General features: G+C 73.1%; 16 protein-coding genes. 5 read left to right on the plus strand and 11 right to left on the minus strand.

What is annotated here, in order from left to right:
* Nucleotides 1–190: 190 nt before the first annotated feature.
* From ilvC to ACFWJO_RS09705, 5 genes are all read right to left on the minus strand, one after another.
* Nucleotides 191–1,192, minus strand: coding sequence for a ketol-acid reductoisomerase (gene ilvC / locus ACFWJO_RS09685; RefSeq protein WP_385692667.1), 1,002 nt, complete (start codon nucleotides 1,190–1,192; stop codon nucleotides 191–193).
* 125 nt (nucleotides 1,193–1,317) lie between these two features.
* Nucleotides 1,318–1,845 (minus strand): acetolactate synthase small subunit, encoded by a 528-nt coding sequence (gene ilvN, locus ACFWJO_RS09690; RefSeq protein ID WP_128978596.1) that lies wholly within the window; start codon nucleotides 1,843–1,845, stop codon nucleotides 1,318–1,320.
* A gap of 29 nt (nucleotides 1,846–1,874) precedes the next feature.
* Nucleotides 1,875–3,728, minus strand: a complete 1,854-nt coding sequence (locus ACFWJO_RS09695) for an acetolactate synthase large subunit (protein ID WP_386864182.1) — start codon at nucleotides 3,726–3,728, stop codon at nucleotides 1,875–1,877.
* Nucleotides 3,729–3,969: 241 nt separating this feature from the next.
* Nucleotides 3,970–6,735, minus strand: a complete 2,766-nt coding sequence (locus ACFWJO_RS09700; protein ID WP_386864219.1) for a putative bifunctional diguanylate cyclase/phosphodiesterase — start codon at nucleotides 6,733–6,735, stop codon at nucleotides 3,970–3,972.
* Nucleotides 6,736–7,463: 728 nt separating this feature from the next.
* The gene (locus ACFWJO_RS09705; RefSeq protein WP_386864183.1) at nucleotides 7,464–8,426 is read right to left on the minus strand and encodes a 2-hydroxyacid dehydrogenase; all 963 of its coding nucleotides are present in this window, start codon (nucleotides 8,424–8,426) and stop codon (nucleotides 7,464–7,466) included.
* A 74-nt stretch (nucleotides 8,427–8,500) separates the two neighbouring features.
* Here ACFWJO_RS09705 and ACFWJO_RS09710 point away from each other — a divergent pair, with 74 nt between their 5' ends.
* The 3 genes from ACFWJO_RS09710 to ACFWJO_RS09720 all read left to right on the plus strand — a co-directional run bounded on the left by ACFWJO_RS09710 (nucleotide 8,501) and on the right by ACFWJO_RS09720 (nucleotide 11,229).
* Nucleotides 8,501–9,502, plus strand: coding sequence for an aldo/keto reductase (locus ACFWJO_RS09710; protein ID WP_386864184.1), 1,002 nt, complete (start codon nucleotides 8,501–8,503; stop codon nucleotides 9,500–9,502).
* A 192-nt stretch (nucleotides 9,503–9,694) separates the two neighbouring features.
* Complete coding sequence (locus ACFWJO_RS09715) at nucleotides 9,695–10,783, plus strand: PQQ-dependent sugar dehydrogenase (protein ID WP_386864220.1); 1,089 nt, start codon at nucleotides 9,695–9,697, stop codon at nucleotides 10,781–10,783.
* A 44-nt stretch (nucleotides 10,784–10,827) separates the two neighbouring features.
* Complete coding sequence (locus ACFWJO_RS09720) at nucleotides 10,828–11,229, plus strand: DUF6191 domain-containing protein (protein WP_386864185.1); 402 nt, start codon at nucleotides 10,828–10,830, stop codon at nucleotides 11,227–11,229.
* Here ACFWJO_RS09720 and ACFWJO_RS09725 read toward each other — a convergent pair.
* The 6 genes from ACFWJO_RS09725 to ACFWJO_RS09750 all read right to left on the minus strand — a co-directional run bounded on the left by ACFWJO_RS09725 (nucleotide 11,113) and on the right by ACFWJO_RS09750 (nucleotide 20,964).
* The gene (locus tag ACFWJO_RS09725) at nucleotides 11,113–14,154 is read right to left on the minus strand and encodes an AAA family ATPase (RefSeq protein ID WP_386864186.1); all 3,042 of its coding nucleotides are present in this window, start codon (nucleotides 14,152–14,154) and stop codon (nucleotides 11,113–11,115) included. The genes ACFWJO_RS09720 and ACFWJO_RS09725 overlap by 117 nt on opposite strands.
* Before the next feature lie 48 nt (nucleotides 14,155–14,202).
* On the minus strand, nucleotides 14,203–14,376 hold the full coding sequence (locus ACFWJO_RS09730; RefSeq protein WP_386864187.1) for a hypothetical protein: 174 nt from the start codon (nucleotides 14,374–14,376) through the stop codon (nucleotides 14,203–14,205).
* 153 nt (nucleotides 14,377–14,529) lie between these two features.
* Nucleotides 14,530–15,132 carry a GNAT family N-acetyltransferase gene (locus ACFWJO_RS09735; protein WP_386864188.1) on the minus strand — a complete coding sequence of 201 codons (603 nt, stop codon included), beginning with the start codon at nucleotides 15,130–15,132 and terminating at the stop codon, nucleotides 14,530–14,532.
* On the minus strand, nucleotides 15,110–17,359 hold the full coding sequence (locus ACFWJO_RS09740; RefSeq protein ID WP_386864189.1) for an MMPL family transporter: 2,250 nt from the start codon (nucleotides 17,357–17,359) through the stop codon (nucleotides 15,110–15,112). Before ACFWJO_RS09740 ends, ACFWJO_RS09735 begins: the two co-directional genes overlap by 23 nt.
* 655 nt (nucleotides 17,360–18,014) lie before the next feature.
* Nucleotides 18,015–19,703: a TROVE domain-containing protein gene (locus ACFWJO_RS09745; RefSeq protein ID WP_386864190.1), complete on the minus strand. Its 1,689-nt coding sequence runs from the start codon at nucleotides 19,701–19,703 to the stop codon at nucleotides 18,015–18,017.
* A 250-nt stretch (nucleotides 19,704–19,953) separates the two neighbouring features.
* Nucleotides 19,954–20,964: an ArsR/SmtB family transcription factor gene (locus tag ACFWJO_RS09750; RefSeq protein ID WP_386864191.1), complete on the minus strand. Its 1,011-nt coding sequence runs from the start codon at nucleotides 20,962–20,964 to the stop codon at nucleotides 19,954–19,956.
* 129 nt (nucleotides 20,965–21,093) lie between these two features.
* On the opposite strand from ACFWJO_RS09750, the gene ACFWJO_RS09755 reads away from it, so the two are divergent.
* Both ACFWJO_RS09755 and ACFWJO_RS09760 read left to right on the plus strand, forming a co-directional pair.
* Nucleotides 21,094–22,053, plus strand: coding sequence for a hypothetical protein (locus tag ACFWJO_RS09755; protein WP_386864192.1), 960 nt, complete (start codon nucleotides 21,094–21,096; stop codon nucleotides 22,051–22,053).
* Between the two features lie 101 nt (nucleotides 22,054–22,154).
* Nucleotides 22,155–22,619, plus strand: coding sequence for a peptidase inhibitor family I36 protein (locus ACFWJO_RS09760; RefSeq protein WP_386864193.1), 465 nt, complete (start codon nucleotides 22,155–22,157; stop codon nucleotides 22,617–22,619).
* The last annotated feature ends 53 nt before the right edge of the window (nucleotides 22,620–22,672 follow it).

The following is a 22,672-nucleotide window of genomic DNA, read 5'->3' on the forward strand; positions in this document are numbered from 1 at the left end:
AGCGGTGGAGGGGGCTTGCCGCGTGAAAGCGCACGACGCTGTGGGCCAGACGCGATGTTGTTGAGCAGTGTAGTGGTGCGTCGACACGAGTCGTACGCCTCGATGGAAGGATCACCCGTCCGTGGTTGGACGGGGTGTCCAAGGATGTGGCGCGGGGCCGGACAGGCTGTCCGGCCCCGCACCGGAAGGCTTACGCCTCCTCGTCGTTCACCCAGCTCATGAGCTTGCGCAGCTCCTTGCCGGTGGTCTCCAGGAGGTGCTTCTCGTCCTGGGTCTTGTACTCGTTGTACTTCTTCAGACCGCCGTGGTACTCGTCCATCCAGTTCTTGGCGAAGGTGCCGTCCTGGATGTCGGTGAGGACCTTCTTCATCTCGGCCTTGGTGGCGTCCGTGATGATGCGCGGGCCGGTGATGTAGTCGCCCCACTCGGCGGTCTCGGAGACGGACCAGCGCATCTTCTCCAGGCCGCCCTCGTACATGAGGTCCACGATCAGCTTCAGCTCGTGGAGGCACTCGAAGTACGCGATCTCCGGCTGGTAGCCGGCCTCGACCAGGGTCTCGAAGCCCGCCTTCACCAGGGCGCTGGCGCCACCGCAGAGGACGGCCTGCTCGCCGAAGAGGTCGGTCTCCGTCTCCTCGGTGAAGGTCGTCTTGATGACACCGGCGCGGGTGCCGCCGATGGCCTTGGCGTACGACAGGGCGAGCGCGAAGGCGTTGCCGGTGGCGTCCTGCTCGACGGCCGCGATCGCCGGGACGCCGCGACCCTCCTCGTACTGGCGGCGGACCAGGTGGCCCGGGCCCTTCGGGGCGACCAGGGCGACGTCGACGCCGGCCGGGGGCTTGATGAAGCCGAAGCGGACGTTGAAGCCGTGGGCGAAGAAGAGGGCGTCGCCGTCCTTCAGGTTCGGGGCGATCGACTCCTCGTAGACCTTGGCCTGGATCGGGTCCGGGATCAGGATCATGATGACGTCGGCCTCGGCCGCGGCCTCGGCGGGCGAGACCACGCGCAGGCCCTGCTCCTCGGCCTTGGCCTTGGACTTGGAGCCCTCGTGCAGACCGACACGCACGTCGACACCCGAGTCACGGAGCGACAGCGCGTGGGCGTGGCCCTGGCTGCCGTAACCGATCACCGCGACCTTGCGGCCCTGGATGATGGACAGGTCGGCGTCGTCGTCGTAGAACAGCTCGGCCACTGGGAATCTCCTTGAGGTGCTGGTGTTGCTCCCACCGTACGGCGGGGTGCGGGAGGTGAGTTTTCTGGTCTCGACAGGCGGACCGGGGCGTGGACCCGTGGTCCGCCGTCGCCTGCGGACTGCTGTCAGGCGCTGCGGTCGAGGGCGCGCAGCGAACGGTCCGTGATGGACCGGGCGCCACGCCCTATGGCGATCGTGCCGGACTGGACGAGCTCCTTGATGCCGAACTGCTCCAGCATCTTGAGCATCGCCTCCAGCTTGTCACTCGATCCGGTGGCCTCGATGGTGACGGCCTCGGGCGACACGTCCACGGTCTTGGCGCGGAACAGCTGGACGATCTCGACGATCTGGGAGCGGGTCTCGTTGTCGGCGCGGACCTTCACCAGGACGAGCTCGCGCTGGATCGCAGCGCTGGGCTCGAGTTCGACGATCTTCAGGACGTTGACCAGCTTGTTGAGCTGCTTGGTCACCTGCTCCAGCGGCAGGTCCTCGACACTGACCACGATGGTGATGCGGGAGATGTCGGGGTGCTCGGTGACACCGACGGCGAGCGAGTCGATGTTGAAGCCGCGACGGGAGAAGAGGGCGGCGATCCTGGCGAGGATGCCGGGCGTGTTCTCGACCAGGACGGAGAGCGTGTGCTTGGTGGACATGGTGTGGGTCTCTTCCTTCGCTCTTCGTCTCAGTCGTCTTCGCCGTCGCCGAAGTCGGGGCGGACGCCCCGGGCGGCCATGACCTCGTCGTTCGAGGTGCCCGCGGCGACCATCGGCCAGACCTGGGCGTCCTCGTGGACGATGAAGTCGATCACGACCGGGCGGTCGTTGATGGCGTTGGCCTCCTCGATGACCTTGTCGAGGTCGGCCGGGTCCTCGCAGCGCAGGGCGACGCAGCCCATGGCCTCGGACAGCTTGACGAAGTCCGGGATGCGGGTGCCCCGCGCGTCCGGGTTGACGTCGTCCGGGCCGGAGTGCAGCACCGTGTTGGAGTAGCGCTGGTTGTAGAACAGGGTCTGCCACTGGCGGACCATGCCGAGGGCGCCGTTGTTGATGATGGCGACCTTGATCGGGATGTTGTTGAGCGCGCAGGTGACCAGTTCCTGGTTGGTCATCTGGAAGCAGCCGTCGCCGTCGATCGCCCAGACCGTGCGGTCCGGCATGCCGGCCTTGGCGCCCATCGCGGCGGGGACCGCGTAGCCCATCGTTCCGGCGCCGCCGGAGTTGAGCCAGGTGGCGGGGCGCTCGTAGTCGATGAAGTGGGCGGCCCACATCTGGTGCTGGCCGACGCCCGCGGCGAAGATCGTGCCCTCGGGCGCGAGCTGGCCGACCCGCTGGATGACCTGCTGCGGCGACAGGCTGCCGTCCTCCGGCAGGTCGTAGCCGAGCGGGTAGGTCTCGCGCCAGCGGTTGAGGTCGCTCCACCAGGCGGTGTAGTCGCCCTTGTTGCCCTCGCTGTGCTCGGCCTGGACGGCCTGGACCAGGTCGGCGATGACCTCGCGGGCGTCACCGACGATCGGGACGTCGGCGGTGCGGTTCTTGCCGATCTCGGCCGGGTCGATGTCGGCGTGGACGATCTTGGCGTACGGGGCGAAGCTGTCCAGCTTGCCGGTGACGCGGTCGTCGAAGCGGGCTCCGAGGGCGACGATCAGGTCGGCCTTCTGCAGCGCGGTGACGGCGGTGACCGAACCGTGCATGCCCGGCATGCCCACGTGCAGCGGGTGGCTGTCGGGGAACGCGCCCAGGGCCATCAGGGTGGTGGTGACCGGGGCGCCGGTGAGCTCCGCGAGGACCTTCAGCTCGGCGGTGGCGCCGGCCTTGAGGACGCCGCCGCCGACGTACAGGACGGGCCGCTTGGCGGCGGTGATCAGCTTGGCGGCCTCGCGGATCTGCTTGGCGTGCGGCTTGGTGACCGGGCGGTAGCCGGGCAGGTCGGTCTGCGGGGGCCAGCTGAAGGTGGTCTTCGCCTGGAGGGCGTCCTTGGCGATGTCGACCAGGACCGGGCCGGGGCGGCCGGTCGAGGCGATGTGGAAGGCCTCGGCGATCGTCCGCGGGATGTCCTCGGCCTTGGTGACCAGGAAGTTGTGCTTGGTGATCGGCATCGTGATGCCGCAGATGTCCGCCTCCTGGAAGGCGTCCGTGCCGATCGCCTTGGAGGCGACCTGGCCGGTGATCGCGACCAGCGGGACGGAGTCCATGTGGGCGTCGGCGATCGGGGTGACCAGGTTGGTGGCGCCCGGTCCCGAGGTCGCCATGCAGACGCCGACCTTGCCGGTGGCCTGCGCGTAGCCGGTGGCGGCGTGCCCCGCGCCCTGCTCGTGGCGGACCAGGATGTGGCGCACCCGCTGGGAGTCCATCATCGGGTCGTACGCCGGGAGGATCGCGCCGCCCGGGATGCCGAAGACGGTGTCGGCGCCCACTTCCTCGAGAGAGCGAATGAGGGACTGCGCACCCGTGACGTGCTCGACGGTGGTGGCGGGCTGTGCGCCGCTACGGGTCCGCGGCTGCGGATGGTGCCCGGTGGCCTGCTCGGTCATCAGCATTCTCTTCTCGAAGCAGAGGGTTGGTGCCAGGTGGTGTGCGAGGCGTTTTGCGAGGGTTTAAGTCGATTTTGCGTTGATCCGGTGCAACAAAAAACCCCTCGTGCCGGGAGGCAAGCGAGGGGAGCGCGTCGGGTGCGTTTCAGGCGGGCCTTCTACCGGGCCCGCCTCAGCCGACGCGCTTTCCAAGTACGAGAATTCGGGTGCGCATGGCACTGACCCTCCCCCCGACGGACGGTCAGTGTCAAGTGGGTGGGACGGGAGTCTCAGAATGTGAGCGGGACGGGGGACGGTTTCCGCCGGTCAGCGCCACCTCGCCGGGCAGCGGGTACTCGTCGCGGACCAGTGCCCGGCGCAGCCGGTACTCGTCGAGCGGGCCGGAGAAGGCCATGCCCTGCCCGTGGGTGCAGCCCATGGAGCGCAGGGCGAGCACCTGCTCGGGCATGTCCACGCCGTCGGCGACGGACTGCATGCCCAGGTCACCCGCGATGCGCAGCAGACCGCTGGTGATCTTCCGCAGTCTGGCCGATTCCACGATGCCCTCGACCAGGCCGCGGTCCAGCTTCAGTATGTCGACCGGAAGCCGCCGGAGGGCGTTGATCGCGGCATGTCCGCTGCCGAATCCGTCGAGGGCGATCTTGACGCCCAGCCGGCGCAGGGCGGCCAGCCGCTGCTCCAGCTCGTCGAAGGAGACCCGAGGGTCCCGGGGGTCGCTGTCGGCGAGTTCGATGATCAGGGAGCCCGAGGGCAGCCCGTGGCGGGTGAGCAGCGACTCCACGGAGCCGAGGGGCATGGAGCGGTCGAGCAGGCGGCGCGCGGAAAGCCGGACGGTCACCGGCGTGCGATGGCCGATTCCGGCCCGTTCGGCGGCCTGTTCGACGGCCTCCTCCAGGAGCCAGCGGCCCAGCTCTGCGGTGCGCTCGCTGTCGTCGGCGACCCGCAGGAACTCGGCCGGCGTGAAGAGGATGCCCTGGGCGGAGCGCCAGCGGGCCTGCGCGGCGACGGCGGAGATCCGGCCGGTGTTCAGGTCCACCACCGGCTGGTGCAGCAGGGCGAACTCGCCGTCGTGCAGCGCGGTGCGCAGCCGGGCGGCCAGCTCGGTGCGGCGGACCACCTCGGCCTGCATCTGCGGGGCGTAGAGCTCGACCCGGTCCTTGCCGGCGGCCTTGGCCCGGTACATGGCGAGGTCGGCGTTGCGCAGCAGGTCGCCCGCGCTGATGCCGGGCTCGGCGAAGGCGACGCCGATGGAGGCGGCGACCCGCACCTCACCGCCGTCGACGCGGTACGGCTGGGAGAGCGTGCCCCGCAGCCGGTCGGCGATCTCGTGCACCCGGCGCTCGCGCTCGGCCCGGTCGCGGGTGCCGTCGCCGAGGATGAGCGCGGCGAACTCGTCGCCGCCGAGCCGGGCCGCGGTGTCGCCCGCCCGTACCGAGTCGTGGAGCCGGCGCGCGGCCTGGACGAGCAGCTCGTCGCCCGCCTGGTGCCCGAGCCGGTCGTTGACGGCCTTGAAGCCGTCCAGGTCGATGAAGAGCACGGCGGTGCCCGCGTCGGAGGCCCGGCGGCCGCTCAGGGCGCCGCGGACCCGCTCGGTGAACAGCGCCCGGTTGGGCAGGTCGGTGAGCGGGTCGTGCTCCGCGTTGTGCCGCAACTGGGCCTGGAGGCGCACGCGTTCGGTCACGTCACGGCTGTTGAAGATCAGCCCGCCCTGGTGGCGGTTGACGGTGGACTCGACGTTGAGCCATTCGCCGCGGCCGGAGCGGAAGCGGCACTCGATCCGGGTGGTGGGCTCCTCGGACGGCGGCGCGGCCAGGAAGCGGCGCACCTCGTGGACGACGGCGCCCAGGTCCTCGGGGTGGATCAGGGAGGCCAGCTCGGACCCGATCAGCTCCTCCGCCTCCCGGCCGTACACCCCGGACGCGGCGGGACTGACGTAGCGGAGTATGCCGGTGGGTGCGGCGATCATGATGACGTCGCTGGAACCCTGCACGAGGGACCTGAAGTGGTTCTCCTTCTGGGCCAGTTCGTGGGTGAGGGCGATGTTGTCGAGCAGCATGATGCCCTGCCGGACGACCAGCGCGAGCACGACCGTGCAGCCGGTGAAGACGACGACGCGGTCCACTCTGCGTCCCTCGACGACGTTGTACAGGATGCCGAGCGTGCAGACCGCGGCCGCGAGGTACGGGGTGAGGGCGGCGAGCGACCCGGCGAGGGGGCGGCTGTGGGGCTGCCGGGCGCGCACGGCGGCGGGCGGCGGCGCGTCGGCGGGCCGGCGCACGCCCCAGGGCGCGTAGGCGAGCAGCAGCGACCCGGCGAACCAGCCGGCGTCGAGGAGCTGGCCCGAGCTGTAGTGCTCGCGCAGCAGCGGCGAGGTGAACAGCGCGTCGCACAGCACGGTGAGCGCGAGGGCGGCGATGGCGGTGTTGATCGCCGAGCGGTTGATGTGGGAGCGGCGGAAGTGCAGCGCGAGCACCATGCTGACGAGGACGATGTCGAGCAGCGGGTACGCGAGGGAGAGCGCCGCCCGGGCCACGCTCTCGCCCGGCACGTACGCGGTGTGGGCGAGGGCGAGGCTCCAGGACAGGGTGAGCAGGGATCCGCCGATCAGCCAGGAGTCGAGGCCGAGGCAGACCCAGCCGGCCCGGGTGACGGGCTTCTTGGCGAGGACGAGCAGCCCGACGATGGCGGGCGGGGCGAAGAGTAAGAAGCACAGGTCGGCGACGGACGGGCTCGGCACCGCCTGGCGGAGCACGACCTCGTACCAGCCCCAGACGGCGTTGCCGACGGCGGCCATGAAGGACGAGAAGGCGAAGAGGTACCAGGCCGGGCGGAAGCTGTGCCCGTGGTCCCGCGCGTAGCGGAAGCAGGAGACGGCGGCGGCGAGCGCGGCGGCGCTCAGGCCGAAGTCGCCCATGAAGAGCGCGAGCTGCTGCGAGCCCCAGCCGAGGGCCGCGCCCGTGGCGTATCCCCCGCAGACGAGCCCGAGGCCGATCTGGGCGAGCACCCCTCCCATGTCGGGACCCTGCCGTCCGGGTCCGGGCGCCCCGGCACCGGCCCGCGGCCCGGCCCCGCCGGCGACGGGCCGCCGCCGGGCGAGCGTGCCGGTCGTCACCGCTTCCTCCGGCGCCTCGCCGGGGTGCTCGTGCGCCGGCTGCATGCCGAGGCCGTCGCGCGACCGGTCCTGCTCGGCCACCTCGTGCCCGCCGCAGCCGCCGGAGACGTCGTCGTGCCGGCCGCAGAGGGTGTCGGGCGGGGAGCCGCCCGGTACGGGGCCGACGGCGGCCGCCGGTGCCGCGTCGGCGCCGGTGTCCCTGCCGCTGCCGCCGTCCGCGCCGGGCGGGTCGTCGGCCGCGCGAGGGGCGGGGACGGCCACGGTGACCGGATCGGCGGGGTGGCGTTCGGCGCCGGGCGCGGTCGGCGGCGGGCCGTCGGGCCCGACGGCGCGGTCGGGCTGGTCCGGGACCGCCCGGCCCGGCAGGGCGGCTGCGAGGCGCGCGGGGATGGCCGGCGGCACCGCCGCGTCGGATCGTGGGTCGCCCGGCCGTGCTTCACCCGTCGCCCCCCTCGGAATCTGATGTCCCGTCACTTCGCTCCCCAGCGTCTGCCCGTTCCCGACGCAGTCCCCCGCTCCCGGACCATACACCAGGATCGTCACTCAGGGACAGGGGTGCAGTACTCTCCGTGACGGCCAGGGGGCTTGTGAGGAGCGCGTTCGGGGGGCGCACGCCGTCCGCGGCCGGCTCAGGTGGTCAGCACCACGTTCGCGGGCTCCTCGCCCGCGGCGAACCGGGTGACCTGCGCCGCGATCAGCCGCTTGGCCCGCGGCATGAACGCCGAGGTGGAACCGCCCACATGAGGGCTGATCAGCACACCGGGAGCGTGCCACAGCGGGTGTCCGGCCGGCAGCGGTTCCGGGTCGGTGACGTCGAGTGCCGCGGTGATCCGGCCGCTCTCCACCTCCTTCAGGAGCGCGGCGGTGTCCACCACCGGGCCGCGCGCCATGTTGACCAGCAGGGCGCCGTCCTTCATCCGGGTGAGGAACCCGGCGTCGGCCAGGTGCCGGGTCTGCGGGGTGAGCGGCGTCGCGAGCACGACCACGTCGGCCTCGGGCAGCAGCGCGGGCAGCTCCGTGAGCGGGTGGACCGGACCGCGTCCGGTGGTGCGCGCCGAGCGCGCGACGCGCAGGACCCGCGCGCACTCGAAGGGCGCGAGCCGGTCCTCGATGGCGGCGCCGATCGATCCGTAGCCCACGATCAGCACGGTCTTGTCGGCGAGCGCCGGGTAGAAGCCGGCCCGCCACTCCTCGGCGTCCTGGCCGCGCACGAAGCCGGGGATCCCGCGCAGCGAGGCGAGGATCAGGGCGAGCGCCAGCTCGGCGGTGCTGGCCTCGTGCACGCCCCTGGCGTTGCACAGCCTCGCGCCCGGGGGCAGCAGGTCGAGACCAGGGGTGACGTGGTCGACGCCCGCGGAGAGCGTCTGCACGACCCGTACCGAGGACATCCCGGCGAGCGGCCGCACGGCGATCGCCTCGCCCTTCATGTACGGCACGACGTAGAAGGCGCAGCGGGCGGGATCGGCCGGGAACTCCGGTCCGCCGTCCCAGAAACGGTAGTTCAGGCCCGACGCGCCCGGCGCCGGAAGTCCGTCGATCTCGTCCGCGGGGATCGGAAGCCACACGTCAGCGGCGGTGTCATCGAGTGTCATGACCGGGAGGCTATGCGAAGAATCCCGTGCGCCATTGGTTACTTTGGGGGCTGCACAGGGAGGGGTACCGGCAGGTGGAGCGCAGGACGATCGGGGCGGCGGCGCTCGGTGTGGGGGCGGTGGGCCTCGGATGCATGCCGATGAGCTGGGCGTACAGCGCCTCGCAGCGGCGGGGCGACCGCTCGCTGCGGACGGTGCACGCGGCCCTGGACGCCGGGGTGAGCCTGCTCGACACCGCCGACATGTACGGTCCGTTCACCAACGAGCTGCTGCTCGGGCGGGTGTTGAAGGAGCGCCGGTCGGACGCCTTCGTGTCGACGAAGTGCGGGCTGCTCGTGGGCGACGGGCACGTGGTGGCCAACGGTCGCCCCTCGTACGTCCGCAGGGCCTGTGACGCCTCGCTGCGACGGCTGCAGACCGACGTGATCGACCTCTACCAGCTGCACCGGGCCGACCCCGAGGTGCCGGTGGAGGAAACCTGGGGCGCGATGGCGGACCTGGTGCGGGCCGGCAAGGTGCGGGCGCTCGGTCTGTGCGCCGTGGGTGCCCGGTCGGCACGGCGGGGCGCGCCGGGCGGCGGCTATGAGGGAACGATCCGGCAGCTGGAGCGGATCCAGCAGGTCTTCCCGGTGAGCGCGGTCGAGGCGGAGCTGTCGGTGTGGTCGCCCGAGGCCCTGGCACGGCTCCTTCCGTGGTGCGCGGCGCGCGGTGTCGGCTTCCTGGCCGCGATGCCGCTGGGCAGCGGTTTCCTCACCGGGACGCTGACTCCCGGCGGGGGTTTCGAGGCGGACGACCCGCGCGCCCGGCACCCGCGCTTCACGGCCGAGATGATGGCGGCCAACCAGCCGCTGGTGGCGGGGCTGCGCAGGATCGCGGCCCGGCACGGCGCGGACGTCACCCCGGCGCAGGTCGCGCTGGCCTGGGTGCTGTCCCAGGGCCCGCACGTCATCCCGGTCCCGGGCGCGAAGCGGGAGCGGTGGGCGGTGGAGAACGCGCGGGCCGCGGATCTGCGGCTCGCGGCGGCGGACCTCGCGGAGATCGCGGCGCTGCCGGCGGCCAGGGGATCCTGGGACTAGAGGGCCGCCGGACAGGCCCGGCGACGCGCCGTGGAGGCGGGAACCTGATCGGGCCGAGCGGTGTATCAAGAGTGGAGATCGCCGCTGGAAGGGGTCGGGAGCATGGGTCGGTACCGAGTTCGAGGCCGGGTGCGGGGCCGGGTGCGGGGCCGCGTCGTCGTGAGAGGCGTGGCGGGAGGCGCCGCCGCGCTGATGCTGCTGGCCGGGTGCTCCTCGTCCTCGGGAGGGGACGGCGGCCGGACGGCCGGGCCGTCCGTCTCGTCGCCGCCGGCCTCTTCGGCCCCGTCGGCGCGGCCGAAGCCCGCCGCGGGCACGGTGCGGGTCGCGGGCACGCTGACCGAGGGGCTGAGATCGCCGTGGGGGCTGGCCGAGCTGCCCGGCGGCGACCTGCTCGTCTCCTCGCGCGACGAGCGGACGATCACCCGGGTCGACGGGCGGACGGGGCGGCAGACCTCGCTCGGCAAGGTGCCCGGGGTGGTGCCCGGCGGTGAGGGCGGGCTGATGGGCCTGGCCGTGCGGGACGGCTGGGTGTACGCGTATCTGACGGCGGCCGAGGACAACCGGATCGTCCGCATGCGGTACGGGGGCGGGGCAGGCGACCGGCTCGGGGCGCCGGAACCGGTCCTGACGGGCATCCCGAAGGGCTTCGTCCACAACGGCGGGCGGATCGCGTTCGGGCCGGACGGGATGCTGTACGCGGGGACGGGCGAGACGGGCCGGACCGGACTGGCCCAGGACAAGGGCTCGCTCGGCGGGAAGATCCTGCGCATGACGCCGGAGGGCCGCCCGGCACCGGGCAACCCGTTCCCGGACTCCGTCGTCTACTCGTACGGCCACCGCAACGTGCAGGGCCTCGCCTGGGACGGGGAAGGGCGGCTGTGGGCGTCCGAGTTCGGGCAGGACACCTGGGACGAGCTGAACCGGATCGAGCCCGGGCGGAACTACGGGTGGCCGGAGGTGGAGGGCCGGGCCGGGCGGGCCGGGTTCACGGACCCGGTGGCCCAGTGGCGGACCGAGGAGGCCTCGCCCAGCGGCATCGCCCATGCCCGCGGCGCGGTCTGGATGGCCGGTCTGCGGGGCGAGCGGCTGTGGCGGATCCCGCTCGCCGGTGCGGAACGATCCGGGGAGCCGCAGGCGTTCCTGAAGGGTGAGTACGGGCGGCTGCGCACGGTCCTGGCGACCGGCGACGGCTCCCGGATGTGGCTGGTGACCAGCGAGACCGACACCAGGGGCACTCCGGAGTCCGGGGACGACCGGATCCTCCGGCTGGAGGTCGGGTAGGTCCGCCGGGACGGGCGGGGGGCACCTCAGAGGGAGGCGGGCACGTGTTCAACCTGATGGAAGAGCTTTTCGCGCCGGGCCGGAAGCACACGGACGAGGAGCGGCAGCGGCTCGCCCTGACGCGGGAGGACATCGGCGACGGCGATCCGCACCGGGGGCCGATAGACCTGGCCTCGGGCAAGGTGACGATACGCATACCGGCCTCGCCCGAGGACACCACGCCTGAGGACTCCTCGACCGGGGACGCCTCGCCCCAGGACGCCTCGCCCGAAAACGGACCGCGCGAGGACGCCTCGCCCGGGGACGGCCCGCGCGAGGGCGCCGCGCGGTCAGGCCGGGGCGTCGAGGAGGCGGAGGCGGTGGGCGAGGGCGGCGGCCTCGCCGCGGCCGGCGACGCCGAGCTTGGCGAGGATGTTGGAGACGTGGACGCTGGCGGTCTTCGGTGAGATGAACAGCTCCTCGGCGATCTGACGGTTGGTGCGGCCCTCGGCGACCAGACGCAGGACGTCCTGCTCGCGCGGGGTGAGGCCGAAGGCGTCGTCCTCGGGCTCGGCGGCCTCCGCCGGAGCCGCCGGGTCGGCGGTCAGCGGGGCGAGCCGGGCGCGGGCGGCGAGCAGCTCGACGTCCTCGCGCAGCGGGTGGGCGCCGAGCCGGGCGGCGGTGGCGTGGGCCGCGCGGAGCAGGGCCGCGGCCTCCTCCCGTCGGCCGCCCTCGGCGAGGAGGGCGTCGGCGAGCCGGTGCCGGACCCGGGCCAGGTCGTAGGGGCGGTCGAGGGCTTCGAAGGCGGTGACGACCTCGGTCCAGCGTTCGGCGGTGACGCGGTCCTCGGCGCGGGCCAGTTCGGCGGAGACGTACAGCGCGTAGGCCTGCCAGACGGGCGCGGGGGCGGCCAGGCCGCGGGTGTGGCGGCGTATCAGGTCGAGGGCGGCGGGGCGGCCCTCGGCGGCGGCCGGGAGGCCACGGGCGTCGGCCTCCGCGGTGACGGCGGCGAGCATCAGCGGCCAGCCGTAGCGGTGGGTGCCGGGCGGGAAGCCGGCCTCGGCCGCGGCCGCGACCTCGGTCCGTACGTCGGCGAGGCGGCCTTCGGCGGCGGCGACGAGCACGGCGGCCTCGGCCATCGGCAGGGTGTACTGCGGCATGGGGTCGCGGGCGGTGCCGTAGCGGGCGCCGGCCTCGGCGAGGCGGGCGGCGGCCGTGGTCGGTTCGCCGCGGGTGACGGCGAGGACGGCCAGCTGGAGCAGGGCCGTGCCGCCGGGCTTGGTGCCGGCGGCTCCGGAGCGGAGCAGCAGTTCCGCCTCGTCCCTGGCCCGGTCCCACTCGCCGAGGGAGTGCAGCGACTCGGCGAGGTTGGCGCGGATCCAGCCGGCGCTGTCGGCGAGGCCGCGGACGCGGCACATCTCGATGCCCGCGGTGGCGACCTCCACGGCCTCGTGGGAGCGGCCGAGGCCTTCGAGGCAGGAGGAGAGGTTCACATGGGTGCGGGACGCCTCGTGGAACTGGCCGAGGGCCATGGTGCGTTCGCGGACCGCGTGCAGTTCGGCGAGGCCGCGCTCGGTGTCGCCGGCGGCCACCATGATGGTGCCGAGGGTGCCGCGGGCGGTGAGTTCGATCGACTCCGCCTTGACCAGGCGGGCGTATTCGACGGCGCGTTCCGCCGCGGCGATCGCCTCGGGGCCGGGGTTGCGGAGCATGCCCCAGCCGGCGGAGACGGCGAGGACCACGGCGTGGACGGCGGACGGCGGCAGGCCGCGGACGAGTTCCTCGGCGCGGGCGATCTCGGGCCAGCCGTTGCCGCGGCCCAGGTTGGACTGGATGCGGGCCCGTTCGACGTAGAACCAGGCGGCGCGCAGCGGGTCGGGCTCTCCCTCGCCTTCGAGGATCCGCAGCGCGGTCTTGCCGATCTTCAGGGCGCGTTCGCGTTCGCCGCACAGCCGGGCGGCGACGGCGGCCTCGGCGAGCAGGTCGAGGAAGCGCAGCGGCGTGGTCTCGGGGTCGCAGCCGCAGGCCGGGTAGGCCTCGGCGTAGTCGATGGGGCGCAGCGCGCCGCGGACCTCGTCGGGGACCTTGTCCCAGAGTTCCATGGCGCGTTCGAGGAGCCGGAGCTGCTCGGCGTAGGCGTGGCGCTTGCGGGTCTCGACGGAGGCGCGCAGGACGGCGGGCAGGGCGCGGGCGGCGTCGTGGGCGTGGTACCAGTACGTGGCGAGCCGGGTGGCGCGCTCGTCGGTGCGGACGAGGCCGGGGTCGGTCTCCAGGGCTTCGGCGTAGCGCCGGTTGAGGCGGGAGCGTTCGCCGGGGAGCAGGTCGTCGCTGACGGCCTCGCGGACCAGGGAGTGGCGGAAGCGGTAGCCGTCGCCGTCGGGTGCGGCGAGCAGGATGTTGGCGCCGACCGCGGCGCGCAGCGCCTCGATGAGTTCGTCCTCGGAGAGCCGGGCGACGGCGGCGAGCAGGTCGAACTCGACGGTGGAGCCGCCCTCGGCGACGGTCCTGACGACCCGCTGGGCCGCTTCGGGGAGGGTCTCGACGCGCACCAGGAGGAGGTCGCGGAGGGAGTCGCTGAGGTGGGCGGCGGCGCAGCCGGACTCGTGGGAGGCGACGAGTTCCTCGACGAAGAAGGCGTTGCCGTCGGAGCGTTCGAAGACCTCGTCGAGGAGTGCCGCGTCGGGTTCGGCGGCGAGGATGCCGGTGAGCTGGCGGTGCACCTCGCCGCGGGTGAAGCGGGCGAGTTCGATGCGGCGGACGGAGCGCAGCCGGTCGAGCTCCGCGAGCAGCGGGCGCAGCGGGTGGCGGCGGTGGATGTCGTCGGCGCGGTAGGTGGCGACGACGGCGACGCGGCCGCCGCGCAGGGTGCGGAAGAGGTAGGCGAGGAGGTGCCGGGTGGAGGCGTCGGCCCAGTGCAGGTCCTCCAGGACGAGGGCGACGGCGCGGTCGGCGGCGACGCGCTCCAGGAGCCGTACGGTCAGCTCGAAGAGGCGGGCGGTGGCGTCCTCGGCGGCGGGTTCGTGGCCGAGCGGGTCGCCGAGTTCGGGCAGCAGGCGGGCGAGTTCGCCCTCCTGTCCGTCGGCGGCGGCGGCGAACTCCTCGGGGAGTTCGCGGCGCAGGGCGCGCAGGGCGGCGGAGAAGGGGGCGAAGGGCAGTCCGTCGGCGCCGATCTCGACGCAGCCGCCGAGGGCGACGACAGCGCCGGCCGCGCGGGCGCGGGTGGTGAACTCCTCGACGAGGCGGGTCTTGCCGACTCCGGCCTCGCCGCCGACGAGGAGGGCCTGGGGCTCTCCCGCGCCCGCGCGGGAGAGCGCCTCGGTGAGGGCGGTGAGTTCGCCGGCCCGGCCGACGAAGACGGGGCTGACTGACCTGGTCTCCACGGCGCCGAGCATCGCACAGGCATGCGCCCTGCCGCTCGTACGGGGGTGGTGCATGCGAGGTCACGCGGCCCGGACGAAGCGGTGCTTCGCGGCGCTCACCCGCCCTTCCGGATCCTGGCGGCGGCTTGCCCGGCGGGTCCTGGCGACCCGGCCCGCCTCGCGGGAGAGGCGCTCGGCGGCGGCCTCGCGGACCAGCTCGGCGTGGCGGGCCTGGTGCAGCTCGTACTCGAACATGTCGTGCTCCTCGGGGGTTTCGGTATCGCTCCTTGCGATGCCTCTACCTTCGTCTCCCAGAGGGGTCGGGCACATGGGGAGAGTGCCGCATGTTCGGCGTACGGAGGGCCTTAGGCGTCTCGGCAGGGTCCTTAGGCCCCTGCCCGTACGGTCCTAGGCGGTGCCGGACGCGGCCCGGGCCGGGTCCGCGGCGGCCTCGGACGCGGCCTTCGCGGCCCTCCACTCAGGGGCGAGGACGGACCAGATCTCCGTGTCGGCGCGCTTGCCGCGGTAGGGGTAGTTCTCGCGGAGCACGCCCTCCTTGGTCATGCCGAGGCGGCGGGCGACGGCGATGCTGGGCGTGTTCTCGGGGGCGACGTGCCATTCGACGCGGTGGATGCCGCGCCGCTCGACGGCCCAGTCGAGGATGGCCCGGCAGGCCCGGGTGACCAGGCCCCGCCCGGCGTAGGCGGGCTCGATCCAGCAGCCGGCCTCGGCGACCCCGCTCGCGGTGTCGAAGGTGACGAAGAGGACGCCGCCGACGAGGAGTCCGTCGACGCGGATGCCGTAGAGGTAGCCGGCGTCCCGGGCGGCCTTGTCGGCGTAGCGGACGAGGTGGGCGCGGGCCGTGTCGAGGTCGGTGACGATGTCGGGCAGTCCGACGTGGGCGCCGATGAACTCGCGGCCGCGGTCGATGTGGGCCAGGAACTCCCCGGCCTGCCAGGGCGCGAGCGGCGTCAGCTCGGCTCCGTCGTCACCCAGCGGTATCGCGAACATCCTGGTTCTCCTCTGCCTGTCCGATGACCACTCGCTGTACGGGTATCTTCGCGGCGATCTTCGCACGGGCGTCGGCGGCGACCCGGGACTCGGGCGGCTCGATGCTGATCCGGGGCAGTCGGCGGTCGAGCCGGCGGGGCAGCCACCAGTTGGCGCCGCCGAGCATGTGCATGAGGGCGGGGACGAGGAGGGTGCGCAGGACGAAGGCGTCCAGGGCGACGGCGGCGGCGAGGGCGATGCCGAACATCGCGATGACCCGGTCGCCGGAGAGGACGAAGGCGAGGAAGACGGAGATCATGATGACCGCCGCCGAGTTGATCACCCGGCTGGTCTCGGCGAGGCCGACCCGGACCGCGCGCCGGTTGTCGCCGGTCTCCAGCCACTCCTCGTACATCCGGCTGACCAGGAAGACCTGGTAGTCCATCGAGAGCCCGAAGAGCACCGAGACCATGATCACCGGCAGGAAGGGTTCGATGGGCCCGGCGCTGCCGAGGCCGAGCAGCTCGCTGCCCCAGCCCCACTGGAAGATCGCGACGACGACGCCGAAGGCGGAGGCGACGGCGGCGACGTTCATCAGCGCGGCCTTGAGCGGGATGCCGATCGAGCGGAAGGCGAGCAGCAGCAGGACGCAGCCGAGGGCGATCACGACGCCGACGAAGAGCGGCAGCTTGCCGATGATGATCTCCGCGAAGTCGTCGTAGGAGGCGGTGACGCCGCCGACGTGGACCTGGAGCGAGGTGCCGTCCGCGGCCGTCGGCAGGACGTCGTCGCGGAGCCGGTCGACGAGCTCGCTGGTGGCCTTCGACTGCGGCGCGGAGTCGGGGACGACGGTCAGGACGGCGGTGTCGCCGCCGCTGTTGTACGTGACCGGCGAGACGGACGCGACGCCCTTGGTGTGCGCGAGCTCGGCCGGGAGCGCGTCGAGCGCGACCCGGTCGTCGGCGCCGTCGAGCCGGGCCGCGAGGGTGAGGGGCCCGTTGACGCCCGGCCCGAAGCCCTCGGCGATCAGGTCGTAGGCCTGGCGGGTGGTCGCGGTGGCCGGGTTGTTGCCCTGGTCGGAGGTGCCGAGGTGGAGGGCGAACGTCGGCAGGGCGAGGACGGCCATCACGACGGCGGCGACCGCGCCGAGCAGCTTGGGGTGCCGCTCGACGAAGGCGGACCAGCGGGCGGCGAAGCCGGTGGGCAGCTCGGGCTGCGGTCCGTGCTCGGCGAGCTGTCGCCGTTCGCGGCGGCTGAGGGCGCGCATGCCGATGAGCGAGAGCAGCGCGGGCAGCAGGGTGACGGAGGCGGCGACGGTGAGGACGACGGTCAGGGAGGCGGCGATGGCCACGCCGTTGAGGAAGCCGAGCCGCAGGATCAGCATGCCGAGCAGCGCGATGCAGACGGTGGCGCCGGCGAAGACCACGGCGCGTCCGGTGGTGGCGACGGCGATCCGGGCGGCCTCGGCGACGGGCAGGCCGCGTTTGAGGCCCTTGCGGTGCCGGGTGACGATGAACAGCGCGTAGTCGATGCCGACGCCGAGGCCGATGAGCATGCCCAGCATGGGCGCGAAGTCGGCGACCGTCATGACGTGGCCGAGGAGCACGATCCCGGAATAGGCGATGCCCACGCTGACCAGGGCGGTCGCGATGGGCAGCAGGGAGGCGGCGAGCGAGCCGAAGGCGAGGAAGAGGACGACGGCCGCGACGGCCACGCCGACGGCCTCGGCGATGTGTCCGCCGGGCGCCTCGGTGAGCGCGACGGCGCCGCCGCCGAGCTCCACCCGCACCTGGTCCGTGGCGGCGGCCTTGGCGGTGTCGACGAGGGCCTGGGCCTCGGCCTTCGGGATGTCGTCGGCCTGGGCGTCGAAGGTGACGGCGGCGTAGGCGGTGCGGCCGTCCTCGCTGATCTGGCCCTGGGCGGAGCCGTAAGGGGAGGTGACGGAGGCGATGCCGGGCAGCGCCTCGACCTTCTTGAGCATGGCGGACATCCGCTGCTCGACGTCGGCGGCGCGCACGCTGCCGCGGTCGGTGTGCCAGACGATCGTGTCGGTGTCGCCGCCGGCGCCGTGGAAGCCCTCGTCGAGGAGCGCGGTGGCGCGGCCCGACTCGGTACCGGGGACCTCGTAGTCGTTGGAGTACGCGCTGCCGGCGATCGCCGCTCCGGTGACGACCCCGCCGAGGGCGAGGAGCCAGAGCAGGACGGCTACGAGGCGGTGCTTGACGCACCACCGGGCGATGGCTGCCAAAGAACGTACTCCCTGGATGGTTCGGTGCTCCGCCCACTGCCGTGGCCCGGCGCTCCGCCCACTGTCGCAGCCAAACGTGATCGTTTGCCCCTTTCGTGGCGATCCTCACAGGGATGCCCGGGAGGTCGGGACCGAGGTCCCGGCCTCCCCCGGACGAGCGGACCTGTCCGGGGAGGCCGGGGCGCCCGTTCCCGATGTGGCCCGTGAGCCGGCGGCGGCAGCCGTCGGGACCGGTCACCTCGACGTCGTGCCGGCCGTACGCGTCAGCGGCGGAGTGGACGACGGTACGGATCTTGCCGGGCTTCGCGGTCACGGTGCGTGTCCGTGCGTGTCGGCCGGCCGCGCCGGTCGAGGGCTCGCAGTCGCCGCGGCCGACCGGTCCGACGGTGAGGACGCCGGGGCCGCGGAGTCGTCGCGCACGGGGAGACGCAGGTCACGGCCGTGGCGGCCGCGCGAGGCCGGCCCGGCGGTGGCGGCCGGCGGACCCTCGGGCGCGCCGCGGAAGCCCGGGGGACCGGTGATCGTGAAGCGGTGACGATCACGCGTAAGGGGGATCGCCGACCGTCCCCTGCCCTTGTCGTCCCGGTGCTGCGGGACGGCGAGCCTTAGGGCGCTCCACGGTGGCAGGACGCCGAGGACAGGGCGGTGACGGCGGTCACGCCCGGCGGACGGAGCCGTCGGCCTCCCACGGCCAGGCGGCCGCGGCGCCGGATTCGAGGAGCGGTACGAGGCGGAACGCGGCGTCGCTGAGCCCGCCGAACGTGTGGCGGTGGGGGCCGGACGCGGTGTGGCCCTGGGAGTAGCCGGCGAGGTTCCAGGTGTAGACGGGGACGTGCTCGGGGACGACGGCCAGCGGGTCGACGCGGGGCGTCCAGTAGGCCTGCTCGTCGGTGACCACGACGACGCGGTCGTGCCCGTCGTAGTGCCGCCGCACGGCCTCGGCGGTGTTGGTGCCACCGAGGTCGTGGAACCGGTCGAGCGCGCGCAGCACGGACTCGCCGCGGGTGAGGGGCACGGCGCGGCTGGTGGTGCCGAACTCGACGAGGTCGGCGTGCTCGGCGCGCAGCGCGAGGGCGCTGCCGAAGATGGCGGCGGAGTCGGCCCGGTTGAGCAGGCTCCTGGCGCTCGGCGCGTCGAACATCGAGCCGGACCGGTCGACCAGGACCAGCGTCCGGCCGGACAGCTCGGGCACCTGGGACAGGGAGTGCTGCAGGGCCGCCTCCAGGGCCTCGTGCCAGCGCGGGGAGGGCGCGTTGCGGTGCGCGGCGAGGTAGCGGAAGGGGAACTGGCGGGAGCGGCGCACCTCGTCCGGGTCGGAGATCCGGCGGGCGACGTCGGCGGCGGCGCTGTCGCCGATCCCGGCGAGATCGAAGTTGCGCAGGTTCCGTACGAGGGCCATGGCGCCCATCGAGGGAATCAGCGCCTCCCAGACGGCGGCGTCCAGGGGACCCTGCAGCCAGCCGGCGACCGACTCCCAGGTCATCCCGGCGTCCCGCAGCCGCTCGGCGCCGCCGGCCCCCGTCACCAGGGCGTACCGCTCGGCGACCGGCACGGCGAGCAGGGCGTGGTGGGCGACGAGGAGCGCGTCACCCGCGGGCGGCACGGCACGGTCGGGCCGGTGCCGGCGGTCGAGCGCGTACCGGAACAGTTCGCCCTGCCGGGGGTGGGCGGGCGCGGGATGGGTCAGTTCGAGGACGTCGCCGAAGCGGAAGGCGCGCGCGCCGGTGTCGTACTTGAGCAGGGCGCGGCCGGTGTAGAGGCGGCGCACGGCGTCGGCGACCCCGCGCCGCAGCGGCTGCGGCAGCCGCCGCCCGTAGCGGGCGGTCCAGTAGGCCAGCAACTCGCCGGGCTCGTCCGGCCGTTGCAGCACGGCGTCGACGGCCTGCCGGGAGAACCCGACGGCCCGCACCTCGGTCCGAGCCCGTACGAACTCGGCGGCGCCGACGACGGAGGCGGTCCGCATGTGCGCCTCGGTCCGCAGCCAGCGCAGCAGCCCCAGCGTCCAGACCGGGTCACTGACCGCGAGCTGCCGCACCAGCCGCGCATAGCGGAGGTCGCGCAGTGCGGCGCCCTCGTAGAAACTCTCCTGCCCCACCATGTTGCTGACGGCCAGGAGGAACAACTCCTGCTTCGGCGGCCGGGCGAACCCGGCCCCGCCCTCGTGGTTGCGGAGCACGGAGGTCGGAAAGACGGTCACCTTCCGCGCGGCCCCCGGGGAGGTCACGGTCCACTCCCCGTGCGTGGACAGCGGCAGGGCCACACCCCGCCTGGTCAACCCCGGTACCTCGGCCTCGATCTCGTGTCGCGCCTCGACCTTGGCCCGCTGACGGTTGAACCGGGTCATGCAGAGAATCCCCCCGATCGGGAAACGGAAGACAGAAGGCGCACGCGGAAGAGTGCGTGCGGAAGAGTGCGTGCGGAAGACGCGAACGCCGAGGACGGAATCCGGAGGAGAGAACGCAGGAGAACGCAGGAGAGAGCCCAGGACAGCGGAGACGACCGAAGGACGCCTCCCGGGATCAAAGGTGTGCCACGGTGTGTTTTTTGTCAGAAGTAACCGGGGCACGGCGCATCGGGAGACGTCATGAAGGACGCTACCCGGGCGGCTCGGATCGCGCATCCGAATTTCTTCCACCCTCCAGGAGGGCGAGACCGAGGTCGGTGACCGAGTGAAGCGTCGCGTTGCGGTGGCGCTGGCTGGAGACCAGCGCCGCCTCGCGCAGGGCCGTGATGTGCCGGCTGGCGTTGGGCGCGGTGGTGCCGGCGAGGCGGGCGAGTTCGCCCGTGTTGGCGACGCCGTCGGCCAGCGCGGACAGCAGGGTGGCCCGGGTCGGGCCGAGGAGATTGGCGAGCGCCCGCCCGTCCGCCGGGCTCGCGTCCGGGGTGGCCCAGCGGACGTCGTGCTCGATCGGGTGGACGAGGACCGGGGACAGCGTCGGGTCACAGAGCGCCGTCGGCCCGCAGCGGCGGAAGAACGCGGGCTGGAGCCGCAGACCACGTCCGCCGAGGTGGAGATCGCCGTCGTGCAGACCCTCCACCCGGAGCACCGGATACTCCCAGTGCACCGACGGATGGAGCGTACTGAGGACCGCGTCCCATCCTCCCTCGGCGAGCACCGCCGAGCGCCGCACCCGGTCACGGCTCACCTGCGCCCGGATGCGCTCCCAGAACGGACCGATCACGGCGTCGACGTACGCCTGCGCCGCGTCCGCGACCCGGCCGATCCCCTCGGGCTCCCCCTCCGCCAGCTCGCGGACCCACGTCGGCAGCCGCCGTGAGAGGTTCTGCCGGGTGAACTCGCGGAGATCTTGCAACAGTTGGTGCCGCGGTGTGGAGCGCAGCGCCTCCAGCTGGGCGGCGAGGCCTCCGCCGACCGCGGGTGTCAGGAAGTCCGGCGCGAAGCCGGCCGGGGGCACGAGAGCCGTCAACAGCCTTGTCGCCGGGGGAACCCGGGGCAGCGACTCCCGTAACCACGGCCCGAGGACCACGCCCGCGTCCCTCCTCTGCAGCCGGTGGAGGCTGAGCAGCATCTCCCACATCGGGTCGGGGTCGGGGGCGATCCGCATCCGCGCGAGGTCTTCCCCCGTGAAGTGAATGCGCAACATCTCAGCCCCTCCCACCTGCGAAATTGCGCTCCAGCGCACACATGTTCACGGCAGTCCCCCCGTCCGCGCAGACTCTGATCCGTCCGGTGCTGATCAGCACGACTCTCCAACAGGACGGTGGACCGAAAAATGCCCGAGGCCCTGACGAAGCTCGTCCGCGCGGTGGCGGCCGGGGCGGTCATCGCCGCATCCGCCGGATGTTCGGGAGCGGTCACCGGTACGGGTACGGGTACGGCCTCGGGCGCGGCGGCGGGTTCCGGCCCGGTGCGGGCCGCGGCCCCCGCCGAGCTGGCCGCGCTGCACCGGCTGCCGCCCGTGACCGGCCTCCTCTTCACCCCTCACGTCCGCGGCGCCGAGGCACAGCAGAAGGTCGCCATCGCCTGCATGGCCGAGCGGGGCTACCGGTACGCCCCGGTTCCACCGCCCAGGAGCCCGGGCGGCGAGGGCGGTGACGACGAGCGCCCGCAGCCCTTCGGTCTCGAGTCCACGGCTCCGTCCCGCGCCGCCGCCCCCGCGGCCTCCCCCGAGGCACCGCCGAAGCCCGGCAGCCCGGAGAGCACCGACGCGTACGCGCGTGCGCTCTTCGGCGACGAGGCCAGGCGGGTCACCGCCAGAGGCCTGCGGCTGAGCGTCTCCCGGCCGGGCGACGGCTGCCTCGCCGAAGCGGAGACGCGCCTGCTCGGCGACGGGCGGATGCGCTGGCTCCAGGTCCGGATCAGGCTCTTCGAGGCACAGGAGGACGCCCGCCAGGACGTGGAGAAGGACTCCGCGTTCCGTGCGGTCACCACGCGCTGGCGGGAGTGCATGGACCGGGCCCGGGTCAAGGCCGAGGACCCCGTACAGGTGCGGCGTTCACTGCGCTCGGACGAGGAGCGGCGGACGAGTCCCGTCGCCGCGGCGGACCTGCGCTGCAAGGCGGAGACGGGATACCTGACCACCGCGTACGAGCGGCTCGCCGCCGTTCAGCAGCGCTGGCTGGACGCGCACCCCGACATCGGCCGGGACTGGAAGAAGCTCTCCGCCCGCCAGGAGAAGGCGGCCGGAGAGGTCCTAGCCACCACCGCCACCACCACAGTCTTCCGCCCCTGAACCCAGGAGCGGATCGTCACCGACACCCCTGTCACCGACGACAACACCAACCAACACCCACACCAACACCCACACCCACATCACACGGAAGCGAGATTGGCATGTCCATGATGAACACTGGCGTGAAGTCCGGGCTCCGCAGGAAGTTCGCCGTCGTCGCCGGGGCGACCGCCCTCCTCCTCGGCGGCGGCATCGCGGCCGCCTCGTCCGCGGCCGCCGGCCCCAGCTGCCCCTCGGGCTACCACTGCGTCTTCGAAGGCAGCATCGGTACCTCCGCGCACAACTACTTCAACAGCGACGCCGACTTCAGGGACGACGCGTTCTACCCGAGCGGCGCCACCGTGAACGACAACTCGTGGTCCGCCAGCAACTCCAGCAACAGCGGCTACGAGAGCCACTACTACCGCGACCCCGGCTACCAGAACTTCAACTTCTGCGTGAACCCCGGCAGCTACGTCACCCACGACCGGCTGACGGACGACTTCGTGGACGGAAACGGCGTCGGCCAGCGTGACGAGTCCACCTCGCTCCTGCTGCGGCCGACGACCTCGGTCTCCTGCTTCTGAGCCGTCACACCCGCACGCGAGGCGGCCCCGCACCGGAACTCCGGTGCGGGGCC

Origin of the sequence: Streptomyces sp. NPDC127092 (assembly GCF_042722475.1) — a bacterium.
In the GTDB taxonomy this organism is placed as follows: domain Bacteria; phylum Actinomycetota; class Actinomycetes; order Streptomycetales; family Streptomycetaceae; genus Streptomyces.